Below are 12,512 nucleotides of genomic sequence, written 5' to 3' on the forward strand. Positions count from 1 at the left end.
TGTCATTTCTAAACATAGTTTAATACAAAAAAACGATATTAAACTTTCGGAAAACTGTTTTATTACTCCCAACTTAGTAAAATTTAAACCGATAATTACTAATGAGGATGTTATCAAAAATAATCAGAATGGCTTAATAGTTAAGTGATTTCCAAAAAGGATAGGCAGGTGAAAGATGAAAAATTGAATGAAGAGAGGTGTTACAGGTGATCGTTTTAACAGAAGAGCAAAGAGAAGCAATCATAAATAAAATGTCTGAAAATCAGAGAAAAGTCCTTTTTACTTATAAAAGACGTGATATTCAATCGATGTTTTTAAATAAAATATTCTCCGAAGATGATGAATGGGAATATGATGATTACCATGAAAATTCGTACTAGCAAAATAGTAAAGTATCAAAAGAAGAAAGATTGTATTGTGCGTGTGGTAAAGAAGTAAAGTACCAATATGTATTGAGATCCAAAAAGAGCCAACAAAAGATCGGACTTAGTTTGCAACATTTATCGGATCATATCAATATTCCGTTGTCGATTGCTAGAAATATCAAAGCGGGAATACAGGGAATTGATCGTCATTTAGATAAGTTTGTTTATAAGCTAAATAATAATAGAAATAAGATATCGTCGTGAAAAAACAAGATTTTAATGAAATATCATCTACATTTAGAGAACACAAAAATTTTCGTCAGTATTAGTTGATTATGGTTATATGTGTTCTTGTTTACCAGTTGATGATCAAGGTGTTGGTTTTATAACAGTTCACTCTAAAAACAAACCATGATTCAAAAATTCAGTTACAAGGAAGAATATCAGTGGAACGGAATTCCTTTGGTACAGACAATTATATGGCTTTCCAGAAAGATGACATGAAAGTTCTTTCGATGCCATATCAAAATATCCTGAAGTTTACACTGCTGTAGCAGTCAAAAAAACTTGGAAATTTAATTGAGATAATGGCGTCTTATGGTTTAGAAGTCGTTTTCAGTTTTCAAGTAAAACAAATACCTCACTTTAATCAATATGAGAGATATTTTAATATATACCTTCAACGTCTAGCTGGAAAAATTTAAATATAATCATCAACTATTAAATGGATTAAAACATCAAAACGATCAAAAAAGCAATGGTCCAAATAAGTCTTTTTCGCATAGCTTTTTAAGAAGTGGTCCAATTTTTGCTAAGAACGATAAAAATTGAAAGGATGAGTTATTTGTTACTAAAAAAAGAGGAATTTTACATAGATAAAATAAGCTCAAAGGATTTTATTAGTTTAAAAAAGATACTTCAAAATGAGCGATTAATGTTGTTAGGATGGGGTAAAGTATATAACGATCTTGAAGTTCAGCAATGGATAAATAAAATTAAAAATCAATACAACAATTATGGATATAGCTACTTTATGATAAAAAATATTGATAGCAATGAAGTAATTGGTTTAGTAGGACTTATTCCGACTGTTATAAATGAAAAAGAATGTGTAGAAATTGCATACGTGATTAATGAAGAATTTCAAGGTAATGGATTTGCTGTAGCAAGTGTTGAGATCTTAATTAAACATTTTTCAGATAATGTAAAAAAAAATACTATTGTAGCGCAATTTGTTCCAGAAAACATAAATTCAAAAAAAGTTGCTGAGAACTTAGGTATGACTTTTGCCTATGAATATGAGAGGGAAATGCATAATGGTAAAAAAAAGCACTTAGTATATAATTTCAAAGTCTATTAAAACTATTAATATGTAAAACAAACAGGAAAGAAGGTAAATAGATTAGTTGCGAAAAAAAAAGCAAATTGAGAGGCTACTAGTTAGGTTGGGAAGCGTAAAAATACTATTTTCAAAAAAGATCAATAACTGAAGGAGGAAAAATTGTGTTAATCATATGGAAGAGAAAAGGTTTATTGGTTCCTGTATCAATCGTTTTAGGCTTATTATCTTCATTTTTACCATGCTTAATAAATCATTTATTCAATAGAATATTTTTGAAAAATGAAAGAATTGAACTCTATACAGACGATTTAGGTAAAATTTACCAAAATGATAATCGTAGTAGTTTTTTTGGAATTAAAAATGTCACATGGACAAAAATTCTATTCTATTTTCCAATTATTTGTATAGGTATTCCTGTTCTTACATTGTTAATAAAATAGCTTTGCATACAATAAAAAAGTTAATCCTGAAAAGGATTGATTCCGAACCGCAAAAATTACTGAAGTATAAGAAAAAAATCGAAAAGAAATTGAACAGAGTCAGCAGGAGTTTGACGTGCGGCTGACGGATCTTATTAAGCGTTTGGATAAACGCATAAGTACATGAACTCATTGAACTATATGGAACTGGCTTCAGATATAGATTTGTTTGCAATGGCATTTACAGATATTTCAGAAGAATTACGATTAAAAGAATCAGTGAGAGAAGTTTTAGTTACATTGGAATAATAATTCCCAAAAAGAATCAGTAGGAGGAAATAAATGCCCAAGTCAGGAAAATTAAATAGGCATAAACTAAAAATATTAATAATTGTATTCTTAACATTACTTACTGCTTGTGGTGCAAATTCGAAAACGCAAAAATTTGATAAGAAAAATGATCTAAATAAACTTAAATCAAATATGATTTCGTTAATTTCTCCTTCTTTATACGCTCAACAGTTTGTCAATAAAAATATATTTACATTAAATAGAGATTCTACAATTGATGATTTAAATCTAATAAAAGATGACTTGAACAATAAATTTTACTCTGAATGGAAGACTCTAATTGATGAAAAGAATAAGGCGATATCTAATTTAAAAGAAGTCGTTGCTGATCAAAAATTGAGTGAGATTCTATTTGCTCAAACGGACTTGATGGAAGAAAAAAATGAGGAAATTTTTAATCAGTTGAAAGATATTCAGAATCAAGAACAATTAAGTTTCTTTGTAGAAAAACTAGAAAATACTTATTATTCGTACGACACTACAATGAATCTTCTAAAAGTCGAGCTAAAATATCTTCCAGATGATCTAGAATACACAGAGTACGAGAGTCAAAGGATTGTTGTACAAACCTACTCTAAGGCGTTACATAAGTATAGTGAGCAAAGTAGTGCAGAAAAATTTGATAAGGAAAATTTTATTGATTAGTATAATAAGAAATTTCAGCTATCAAGTGAATACGATGGGCTGAAAAATCAAGTTTAAACTGATTATTTGGTAATCCATTAGCGTCTGTAAAAATAATCACAGTGGAAAAATAACTAGTTATAAGATAACATATAAAAGAAAACTCTTTAAAAAGCAGAAAGGTGGTGAGCAGATGAAAAATAAAATAAATCAACTCTTTCTTTGGATGAAAGAACACAGTTTGTTATTAAAGATGATATTTCTAGGTTCCGTTTTGATTTTTGTAGCCAATCAAGTGACACATATCGTGCAGGGAATGACGTGGCAAGATGTTTTCCAGACGATGGGACAACAAAGCCGTTTTCGAATTATCGGCATGGTTTTAGCTGGATTACTTGGTGTTTTACCAATGCTTCTATATGATTTAGTTGTGGTGACTGTCCTTGAAGAGCAAGGAAAGCCAAAAATGAACCGTTGGGAGTGGTTTGTTTCGGCTTGGGTCACGAATACAATCAATAATCTTGCGGGGTTTGGCGGTGTAGTTGGAGCGACATTGCGCGCTAATTTTTATGGCAAGGACGCACCACGCAAAAAAGTGGTAGCAACGGTTTCCAAAGTAGCATTGTTTATGATTTCTGGGCTATCAATTCTATCGTTTATTGCATTTATTGATGTATTTTTTATTCGACCAGACAGTCTGTTTCGAGAGTATTGGGTTTGGTTGCTTGCAGGAAGTTTGATTACCCCAGCTTTGTTATTGTTTACTCAACTAAAAAAATATACTTTATTCAAGGATTTTTTCCCGAAAGGTATTTTTCTTTTATTGGGCGCATCACTTGGTCAATGGTTAGGTGCAATGTTTGTCTTTTTAAGTATCGGGGCTTTGATGAATGTCGATGTTTCGTTGCTATCGGTGTATCCGATGTTTGTGATTGCCACTTTGATTGGGATGTTGACGATGGTGCCAGGTGGCATGGGGACCTTTGATGTGCTAATGATCTTAGGTTTATCACAATTAGGTGTGGGACAATCAACTGCAGTCGTTTGGCTGATTTATTATCGTTTGTTTTATTACGTATTGCCATTTATTACTGGAATTATCCTCTTTATTCATCAAACAGGAATCAAAATCAACCGATTTCTTGATAATTTACCACGGATGTTCTCGCAAAAAGTGGCACATTTTATTTTAGTAGCAGCGCTTTATTTTGCTGGCATCATGATGGTTTTACTTTCAACGATCACGAACCTCTCGAATGTTAGTCGGTTATTTAAATTCTTAACGCCATTTTCGTTTGACTTTTTAGATCAAACATTTAATATGCTGATTGGATTTTTATTATTGGGACTGGCTAGAGGAATTTCAATGAAAGTAAAAAAAGCATACTGGCCCACGATTGGTTTATTGATTTTTGGTATTGCTAATACGATTTCTAGAACGTCTTCATGGCAGTTGATTCTCGTGTATCTAGTGATTCTTTCCGCCGTTTTTTTAGCAAGAAAAGAATTTTACCGGGAAAAATTTGTTTATTCTTGGGGAGCGCTTGCTGTTGATGGCGTTTTGTTTAGTTTCTTGTTTATTATTTATGCAGTGGCTGGGTATTACATCTCTCATCCGGATAAGATAGGCCCACTTCCGAATACGTTTTTACTCTTTCCATCGGATGATGTTTGGTTTTCTGGGTTGATTGGGTTAGGAATTTCGATGCTTGGTCTGATTACGCTGTATCACTATTTGGCAGATACCTCTACACGCTTGGGTGAAACATATCAAGAAGAACGTTTAACTGCGCTGATCAATAAGTATGGTGGAACGCAAGGTAGTCATTTGCTGTATTTACAACATTATTCCTATTATTATTATCAGGAAAATCACGAAGATAAAGTACTGTTTGCCTATCAGATCAAGGCAAATAAATGTTTTGTTTTGGCAGATCCAATCGGGGAGAAAGAAAAATGGGCGCAAGCTACATTGGCGTTTATGGATGCTGCTGATCTCCTGGGATATCAAGCGGCGTTTTATCGTATTAGTGAAGGATACACTATGGTTTTACACGATTTAGGGTTTAACTTTATGAAAATTGGTGAAGAAGGAATGATTGATCTTTCTTGTACTGAATCCGCTCCGATTTCTTTCGCAACGAATAGTATGGAGCTTCAACATTTAACCAACTTAGGCTATACTTTTACAATGTATCATGAACCTGTTTCACATGAGCTTTTTCAAGAATTAGCTCGTGTATCAGAAGAGTGGTTAGGAAATTCACGCGAACGAAATTTCGTGTGTGGTCATTTTGATAAAGAGTATTTAGCGTTAAGTGACCTCGGGATTTTACGAGATGAACGTCATGAGGTGGTGGGCTTTATCACGGCTAAACCTGTTGTTCGAAACAGTGAAGTATCCTATGATTTGTTGCGTTATTCCGATTCAGCACCGACACATGTTACGGATTATTTATTAACTCATTTTATTGCAGAGTATCAAAATCGAGGGTATCGTTTTATTGATTTAGGTACGGCTCCGTTAGCAAATGTCGGTGAAACCAATTATTCGTTTTTGAATGAGCGCTTTATTAATATTTTTTATAAATATGGCAATCAGGTGTATGGATTCCAAGATACAAGAAAAGAAAAAGAGCAGTATGTAACAAACTGGGAATCAAGATATTTTGCGTATTTTAAACAAAGTAATGTGTTGTTTGCTTTTATCCAGTTAGCATTATTGATTGAACGTGGAAAAGGGAAGGTTGTTTCTTTTGTAGAAGAAGTAATGATTGGGGAATAGAATAGAACAGTCAAAGGTAAAGCGAAAATAGGTTTATCTTTGACTGTTTTAAGTCTTAAGTTCCACTAGCAAAAAGAGCGGAATAGCGTATAATAATCAATAAAAGGTGGTTTTTGTAATGGCTATTGAACAAATAACAGTAAGGACAAAAGCTGAACTTGCGGTCGAGTTAGATAAGAAGACAGATGAAATCATCGTTGAAGGTGATTTTAGTCAAAATATTGCAGAGATCAAAAAGGGACAATTTAATGAGGTTGATCAGCTGGGTTTTGCACTTGGTAGCGATGGAATCGGTATTCTAGTAGAATATGGAATCAGTACATTGTTAGATGTTTTTGATCCTACTGCAAAAGAAGATAAAAAGATCCGTAAGCAAATCGAGCGTCTGTATACAATCAAACGTTTAACGCAAGAGTCATTTTTATTGCGTTTGAAGCAGTTGGATTATTAAAAATAGAAAAGGGCGGGAGACAGGCATTTTTCTGTTTCCTACTTTTTTATATAAAAAAGGGGGAGCTTTAGTAAGTTGATCAGCATGGGAGAATTGCTTTTTAACTTTGCTAAAGTTTAGAGGAAGGGAATAATAAAGTGAAAAAACCAAGAAAAACCATCATCGATACAGATCCAGGAATCGATGATGCTGTTGCTATTGCAGCGGCGTTATTTGATGAAAGGTTGAACATCAAACTGTTTACAACAGTTGCTGGCAACGTGAGTACGGATAAAGTAACGAAAAATCTGCTGAAACTGCTAGCTTTTTGGAATAAAGAAATTCCTGTGGCAATCGGTTCGGATCGTCCTTTGTTCCGTGAAGCAATCAATGCTAGTGACATCCACGGAATCACAGGAATGGATGGCTATGACTTTCCAGAATCTAAGTATGAGTTGTTGACAAAAAATCATGCGGTGATTGAGATGCACAAAGTACTAATGGATTCCAAAGAAAAGACAACGATTGTTGCGATCGGTCCATTGACGAATATTGCACTATTATTAAGACTTTATCCAGAGTGTGTGGAAAGAATCGAAGAGCTAGTGATTATGGGTGGTGCTTTAGGTAGAGGGAATGCTGGAGTGTTATCAGAATTCAATATTGCGGTTGATCCAGAAGCGGCAAAAATCGTTTTTGAAAGTAATATTTCACTAACGATGGTTGGATTGGATGTTGGGGAAAAAGCCTTAGTCTTACCTAAAGAGCGTGAGCAGATGCGGAAAATGAATCGAACGGGTGATATGATCGATCATTTATTTAGAAAATATCGTGGTGGTAGTTTAGAGACTGGTTTGAAGATGTATGATGGTTGTACAATTGCGTATTTGTTGGAGCCTGAAATGTTTGAGGTTAAAGAATCTTATGTTGCAGTTGAAACCCAAGGTACGTTGACGGCAGGGGCTACTTTAGTTGATTTAGATGGATATTTGGGTAAAGAAGCGAACTGCCGGGTTTGTGTGGATGTTGATGAGGAACAGTTTAGAGATTGGTTTTTAAACGCAATTAAGAAGTGTGATTAATCAATACAAAACATACTAAGATTAGAGGGTAAACTTATCGACGGATGGGTTTACCCTCTATTTGCCTATTTTTAGGTTTATAGTAAGGAGTGAAAGCATAATCTCTTGGACTTCGAGTCCCTACAAAAAAACGGTCTCCGTCACTGTCATTTTAAAATCTGGTTTAAGTATGTTGGGCTTCGAGCTCGTGTAAAGGAAATTAGGAACGAAATGAAACAGTGAAGAACCTTTCAAAAAAAGAAAGAAGATGAAAACATGGCTTATGTAATTGCATTGGATGTTTCTATGGGCAAAAGTTATAAAGTGCTTTATAAAGAGATTGGGACAGGAGTATTTAATCCCGAGAAATAAGAAGGAATTTACGACAATTGATCTTCAAATTTTTGTGACCAAGTAGGTACTGTGCAACATCAACTTGTTCCTTGTTGTGTTTTACAGCAATTTCAGCTTATTTCCGAAAGGATTGCTCCTGATCCCATCGTTTATACGGATTCCATGTGATTGGGATATGACTCAAAGAGTTGTGTCCCAATAACGTTTATTTTAGAGGGATTTGATTATTGATTTTGCAGTTCAAAAAAGCCAATTTCTCTAACCGTTTCACCAGAAAGATGGTTCACTTCATTTACTTGTATTCTATATACGGATGTTGTATCTAATGAACTTAGGTTAATCGAAATTTCGATTTCTCCAGTTTCTAAATTAGAGATTTGAGTAAATAGTTGATCTTCAACTTCTATACCATCTTTATACAAAGTAATTTCCGGAGTAAAAAAGTTTTCTGGAGAACGAAAGTCTTTGAGAGGCACAGTAAAGTGAATGGTTGTTTGTAAAGGGTCGCTAGTTGCTTTGATATCCGTGATATTCTTTACGTTGCGAATTTGTGTATCAGCCGTTTGGGTCAGTGGCTTGTAGTCAATATCAAAACGCCAATCGCCTTCATATTCTAAAGCGTTATCCACACCAAAAGGGCTATTTGTTTTAGACGCCTCGATGTATGCTTGATCAAGTTCTTCAGCGTCCTGCCAAAATAATTTATAAATATGAAGTGTCAATTTCGCGTCCTCAGGAATTTTTTCTCTGTTAAACATTGCCACAACAGAACCGTAAAAAGTATCTCCTTCTATACGGAAAGTAGATTGGGATGTAACACCGCCGAATAGGTCTTCATCACGATCATTAACAAAAAGACCAAGGTCAATATGTTGAGCATTTGGTGTATTTTTGGTGAATACCCGATCAGGAGAACTTTGTTTTTTCAGTAAGTCTTTTAGTTTTTCATCATCTAACTTAAATTGATAATCAAAGGCAAATTTTTTCTTTGTGGAGATAAATTTTGTCAATGTAATCTCGCGCCCATTTTGTGTGCTCGTTACATGTAGTTCATTTTCTATTCCGTTATTTTCTACCATCGCAACTCCTGAATCTCGGCTAATTCCGAAAGCATTTTTGATTGCTGTATTTATTTGTGGGTTGATCAAGGCAAATAAAATAAGTGATGCAGCTATTGCCAATGTGACGATTATTTGTTTCTTGTATTTAAGGTTGAGTTTCTTTTTTTCTTGCTTAATAGGGGTATTTAAAATGTTTTCTCGATTCTGAACTAATTTTTCCATTACTTCGCTTGGAATGTCCTGCTCTTCCGTGATAATATGATTCTTTTTTTTAGCCATTTTCTTCTCCCTCCAATAATAGTTTTAATTTCACCCTGCCTCGAGCTAGCCTTGTTTTAACAGTATTTTTAGATAGATTTAGTTGTTCAGAAATCTCATTAATGTTAAAACCTGCATAATAATGTAAAACGATAGGAATTTTATATCTATCTGGTAAGTTATTAAATTCTTCTTCTAAGTGTGAGCGTTCATAGTTGCGTTCATTTACACCCATATAGCTTTCTTCGAATTCAACGAGTTCCACTCTTTTTTTCAAGATATCCTTAGCGATATTGATCATAATTCTAAAAATCCAAGAATTAAATGCGGCTTCATTTTTGATGTTAGGAATGTTTTGCCACGCGCGTATTTCAGTTTCTTGCAGACAGTCTGCAACATCTTCATTGTTTAACAGTAATTTATAAGCAGAGTTGTATAGCACAACTTGATAGGCTTCGCAAAGTTTTATAAACGATTGTGCGTCACCATTTTTAGCCTTTTTAACCAAACGTATTTGTTCCCTCTTCTCCATAAACTTCTCCTTCCCCTTTATAACCATTAGACTCTAATTTTACCAAAAAGGTTTCATCTTAATTTATTTTTATTTTTTGCAGAAATTTATGATCGGCATTACAAAAAAATCCCTAATAAGTGTTAAACCAACACTTATTAGGGATTTATAAGAATCATCCGCTGCCAATTATAGAAGTAAGCAAAACTATAAAATTATAACCTGCTCCCACCGTTTAATCGCATTTAGGGTGGGAAACAAAAGTGATTTTTACTTTTGATGTGCGCCATTCACAAAATAATGATTTACCGTTTTTTACGTTTCCGTTTATTGGGTTTCACTAGCGCCAGTTTTGGCTTATTCGTGAATCGTGCATACACCACAAACCCACCAATACAGACGATGAACAGAATCACACCAGGAACAAAACCTTCTGGCAGATAAACAAATTCTATCGTATGTTCGCCCTGTGTTACTGGAATACTAACAAAGGCTTTTTTAAACGGCTGTATCGGCACTTTTTTACCATCTACATAGGCTTTCCAGCCTTTGTCATAAGGAATGGTTGTTAAAAGGACTTGATCTTTCTCGGCGTTCACAGTTCCAACGGCCTTGCGCCCTTTCGCTGTTAAATCAGCACCTTTATCTTGAATCGCTTGAAGGGAACGTTCAAAGGCTTTAGTATCTAAACCAACAACTTTTGGCTCCATAAAGCTGACGGCAGTTGTGCCATAAAAACTAACCGTAAAGGTAACGCTAGTTGGTTTGTCATAATAACCAATATTATAATATTGACCGGTGATATTGATTTGAGATTTTTGACTAGATCCATTTACAGACATTGTGGCAGTCGAGCTTTCTAATTGACCAAAATCTGTTGGGAACAAGCTAAGATAGGCTTGCGTATTTGCAGGGACATTGACTGTCCACGTAATATCTTTTGCGATGTTGTTTTGGACTTCTTTATACGTTACGGAGCCTGCATTTTGTTCAATCTTAACATTTTTCTTATCAATAATTGTTGGTTGATAAAACTTGAAGTAGTTTTCTTTTTGTCCAGAGAGCGCATTGAATAATTCAGTCTGGCTGCTTAAATTATCATTCGTTGGTTGTTTGACCTTATAGATATCCGTATCTGCTAAAAAGCCTAACGGTAAAGCATTGCTGTTTTCATAAAGTGAAAATTTACCCGCTTTATCTGTTTGAGAAAAACCAAATTTCAATGGATCACTTTCCGAAATATTGTATTTGATTCCAACAAGAGAATCCATCAGTAAGGTATTATTTGGATAACGAATATTTAAACTAGTTCCTCTAGAACGAAATCCTAAATCATTTAAATAAGAAGACGAATGACGGTTTCTGATAGAAGAAAATAAGCTGACACCGCTATAGCCGTAATTGATGCTATCGTTAGAAGAAACCGGATTTAAATTTTCCAAACGATAAAATTCATCATTTTCCTTTTTCGTCTTATCTACTAGTTTTTTGATGGAAGGATAAGGTTCAGAATAAAGACTACGGGAAGCATAATTCCAATCGTCTAGAATTCCTTTCAACATCCTATTTGTATTGACGAACGCTTCTGTAGAAACCAGTATGAGCAATAATAGAATCAGATAATGCATCGGTATTTTCTTCAACTGATAAAAAGCGATCCCAGCAAGGTATAATAGTAAAAATAACACAGTTAAAACGAAAGCTGTAATTGGGATATAGTCATAACTTGTCGCGCTTTTCGTTCCCTCAGCTAGAGCAAAAATTGCAATCAGCATGATTGTTGAGCCGACTAAGAGACCTAGATCGTCTTTTTTGAATTTCTCAAAGCCGTAACCCGCCAACAGAACAACTAAAAAAGAAAATAAGAAGCTGTAGCGGAACAAGAACATATTCGGAGCATGCATACCATGCCAAAATAAATTCAATGGTGTGATATAAAAACTAGCAATCAAAATGATAAACAGACTACCAAATAATAACTTGTTTTTCTTAGGAACCTCTTTGGTGACAAAGTAGAAAATACAGAAAATTAAAGGAAGCAATCCCACATAGATGAAAGGAATCGACCCATATTTTGTTGTATCGTAAACGCCAATCATATTTTTCATGACAATATCCCAAAAAGCTGTTGCTTCTGTTTTAAACTGAGTTACTTGGGATAAGGTCTCACCATTTGTTCGTAAATCAAGAACAGCTGGTAATACTAAAATCATAGAGGCTCCACCTGCTAAAAGAGAGGTAATTCCATAAGGCAAGATTCGTTTTTTGTAAACCTTCCAGTTCGTTAACATTCGGGCGATAAAATACAGAAACGAGAAGACACCAATCATAAAGCCCATGTAAAAATTGGAAATAAATAAGAGCAGATAACTTACAAATAACAGTGTCGGTTTTCGTTCGTCCATCAGCCGGTGAATACCCAAAATAACAAGGGGTAAATAAGTAAAGGCATCTAACCACATAATGATTTCTGAATGTGCTGTAGCAAATGACATCAACGCATAAGGCACACTGAGCATGACGTGTCCCCATTTTGGTATTTTATAGGTATTTTTAGCAAATACCCAAAAAGCCAGGCCAGCAGAACCGATTTTTAACAGTGTAATCAAATACAGTGCATCGGGAATATTTTGGTTTTTAAAGAAAATCACCAGTGGTGTAAATAGTCCGCCAAGATAATAGGATATCAGCGAGAGATAATTTAATCCCAGTGATGCATTCCAAGTATAAAAAATACTTTGTTTACCATGGAGTACATTGTTGAAACTAGCATGGAAATTGGAAAATTGTGAAAAGGAATCGCTGGCCATCACGCTACGGCTACTTCCAGGATAAATGCCGAGACTTAAATAAATAATGACCATCACAAAAAAAGGAATGAAGAAGCTGGCGGTCATATAGGGCCAGTTTTCTTTGATAAATGTCTGTATTTTTTTCTTCATAATCAACCT

11 protein-coding genes are annotated in these 12,512 nt (G+C 34.4%); 8 read left to right on the top strand and 3 right to left on the bottom strand.

The window, feature by feature from the left end:
* Nucleotides 1–206: 206 nt before the first annotated feature.
* The 8 genes from IGJ34_RS00410 to rihC all read left to right on the top strand — a co-directional run bounded on the left by IGJ34_RS00410 (nucleotide 207) and on the right by rihC (nucleotide 7,398).
* Entirely contained in the window at nucleotides 207–380 is a 174-nt protein-coding gene (locus tag IGJ34_RS00410; RefSeq protein ID WP_167351495.1) for a hypothetical protein, read from the top strand.
* Nucleotides 381–1,209: 829 nt separating this feature from the next.
* Nucleotides 1,210–1,725 carry a GNAT family N-acetyltransferase gene (locus IGJ34_RS00415; protein ID WP_242596240.1) on the top strand — a complete coding sequence of 172 codons (516 nt, stop codon included), beginning with the start codon at nucleotides 1,210–1,212 and terminating at the stop codon, nucleotides 1,723–1,725.
* Between the two features lie 143 nt (nucleotides 1,726–1,868).
* Nucleotides 1,869–2,147 carry a hypothetical protein gene (locus IGJ34_RS00420; RefSeq protein WP_206836986.1) on the top strand — a complete coding sequence of 93 codons (279 nt, stop codon included), beginning with the start codon at nucleotides 1,869–1,871 and terminating at the stop codon, nucleotides 2,145–2,147.
* 162 nt (nucleotides 2,148–2,309) lie between these two features.
* The gene (locus tag IGJ34_RS00425; protein WP_277988491.1) at nucleotides 2,310–2,435 is read left to right on the top strand and encodes a hypothetical protein; all 126 of its coding nucleotides are present in this window, start codon (nucleotides 2,310–2,312) and stop codon (nucleotides 2,433–2,435) included.
* A gap of 33 nt (nucleotides 2,436–2,468) precedes the next feature.
* Nucleotides 2,469–3,122 (top strand): hypothetical protein, encoded by a 654-nt coding sequence (locus tag IGJ34_RS00430; RefSeq protein ID WP_069653232.1) that lies wholly within the window; start codon nucleotides 2,469–2,471, stop codon nucleotides 3,120–3,122.
* Nucleotides 3,123–3,294: 172 nt separating this feature from the next.
* Complete coding sequence (gene mprF, locus IGJ34_RS00435; protein ID WP_430597866.1) at nucleotides 3,295–5,886, top strand: bifunctional lysylphosphatidylglycerol flippase/synthetase MprF; 2,592 nt, start codon at nucleotides 3,295–3,297, stop codon at nucleotides 5,884–5,886.
* A gap of 118 nt (nucleotides 5,887–6,004) precedes the next feature.
* The gene (locus IGJ34_RS00440) at nucleotides 6,005–6,337 is read left to right on the top strand and encodes a hypothetical protein (RefSeq protein ID WP_430597867.1); all 333 of its coding nucleotides are present in this window, start codon (nucleotides 6,005–6,007) and stop codon (nucleotides 6,335–6,337) included.
* 137 nt (nucleotides 6,338–6,474) lie between these two features.
* Nucleotides 6,475–7,398: a ribonucleoside hydrolase RihC gene (gene rihC, locus IGJ34_RS00445; RefSeq protein WP_430597868.1), complete on the top strand. Its 924-nt coding sequence runs from the start codon at nucleotides 6,475–6,477 to the stop codon at nucleotides 7,396–7,398.
* Nucleotides 7,399–7,955: 557 nt separating this feature from the next.
* Here rihC and IGJ34_RS00450 read toward each other — a convergent pair.
* The 3 genes from IGJ34_RS00450 to IGJ34_RS00460 form a co-directional block, all read right to left on the bottom strand.
* Complete coding sequence (locus tag IGJ34_RS00450; RefSeq protein WP_430597869.1) at nucleotides 7,956–9,071, bottom strand: hypothetical protein; 1,116 nt, start codon at nucleotides 9,069–9,071, stop codon at nucleotides 7,956–7,958.
* On the bottom strand, nucleotides 9,064–9,582 hold the full coding sequence (locus IGJ34_RS00455; protein WP_206836650.1) for an RNA polymerase sigma factor: 519 nt from the start codon (nucleotides 9,580–9,582) through the stop codon (nucleotides 9,064–9,066). Before IGJ34_RS00455 ends, IGJ34_RS00450 begins: the two co-directional genes overlap by 8 nt.
* Nucleotides 9,583–9,866: 284 nt before the next feature.
* Nucleotides 9,867–12,503, bottom strand: coding sequence for a YfhO family protein (locus tag IGJ34_RS00460; RefSeq protein ID WP_430597870.1), 2,637 nt, complete (start codon nucleotides 12,501–12,503; stop codon nucleotides 9,867–9,869).
* Between the last annotated feature and the right edge of the window lie 9 nt (nucleotides 12,504–12,512).

The organism is Enterococcus sp. AZ177, from assembly GCF_050544585.1.
GTDB classification, from domain to species: domain Bacteria; phylum Bacillota; class Bacilli; order Lactobacillales; family Enterococcaceae; genus Enterococcus_L; species Enterococcus_L plantarum.

Excerpts from the sequence above, each read along its gene's own strand:
- IGJ34_RS00460 (WP_430597870.1), bottom strand. The coding sequence starts at position 12,503 with ATGAAGAAAAAAATACAGACATTTATCAAAGAAAACTGGCCCTATATG.
- IGJ34_RS00455 (WP_206836650.1), bottom strand. The coding sequence starts at position 9,582 with ATGGAGAAGAGGGAACAAATACGTTTGGTTAAAAAGGCTAAAAATGGT.
- IGJ34_RS00425 (WP_277988491.1), top strand. The coding sequence starts at position 2,310 with ATGAACTCATTGAACTATATGGAACTGGCTTCAGATATAGATTTGTTT.
- IGJ34_RS00450 (WP_430597869.1), bottom strand. The coding sequence starts at position 9,071 with ATGGCTAAAAAAAAGAATCATATTATCACGGAAGAGCAGGACATTCCA.
- mprF (WP_430597866.1), top strand. The coding sequence starts at position 3,295 with ATGAAAAATAAAATAAATCAACTCTTTCTTTGGATGAAAGAACACAGT.
- IGJ34_RS00440 (WP_430597867.1), top strand. The coding sequence starts at position 6,005 with ATGGCTATTGAACAAATAACAGTAAGGACAAAAGCTGAACTTGCGGTC.
- IGJ34_RS00430 (WP_069653232.1), top strand. The coding sequence starts at position 2,469 with ATGCCCAAGTCAGGAAAATTAAATAGGCATAAACTAAAAATATTAATA.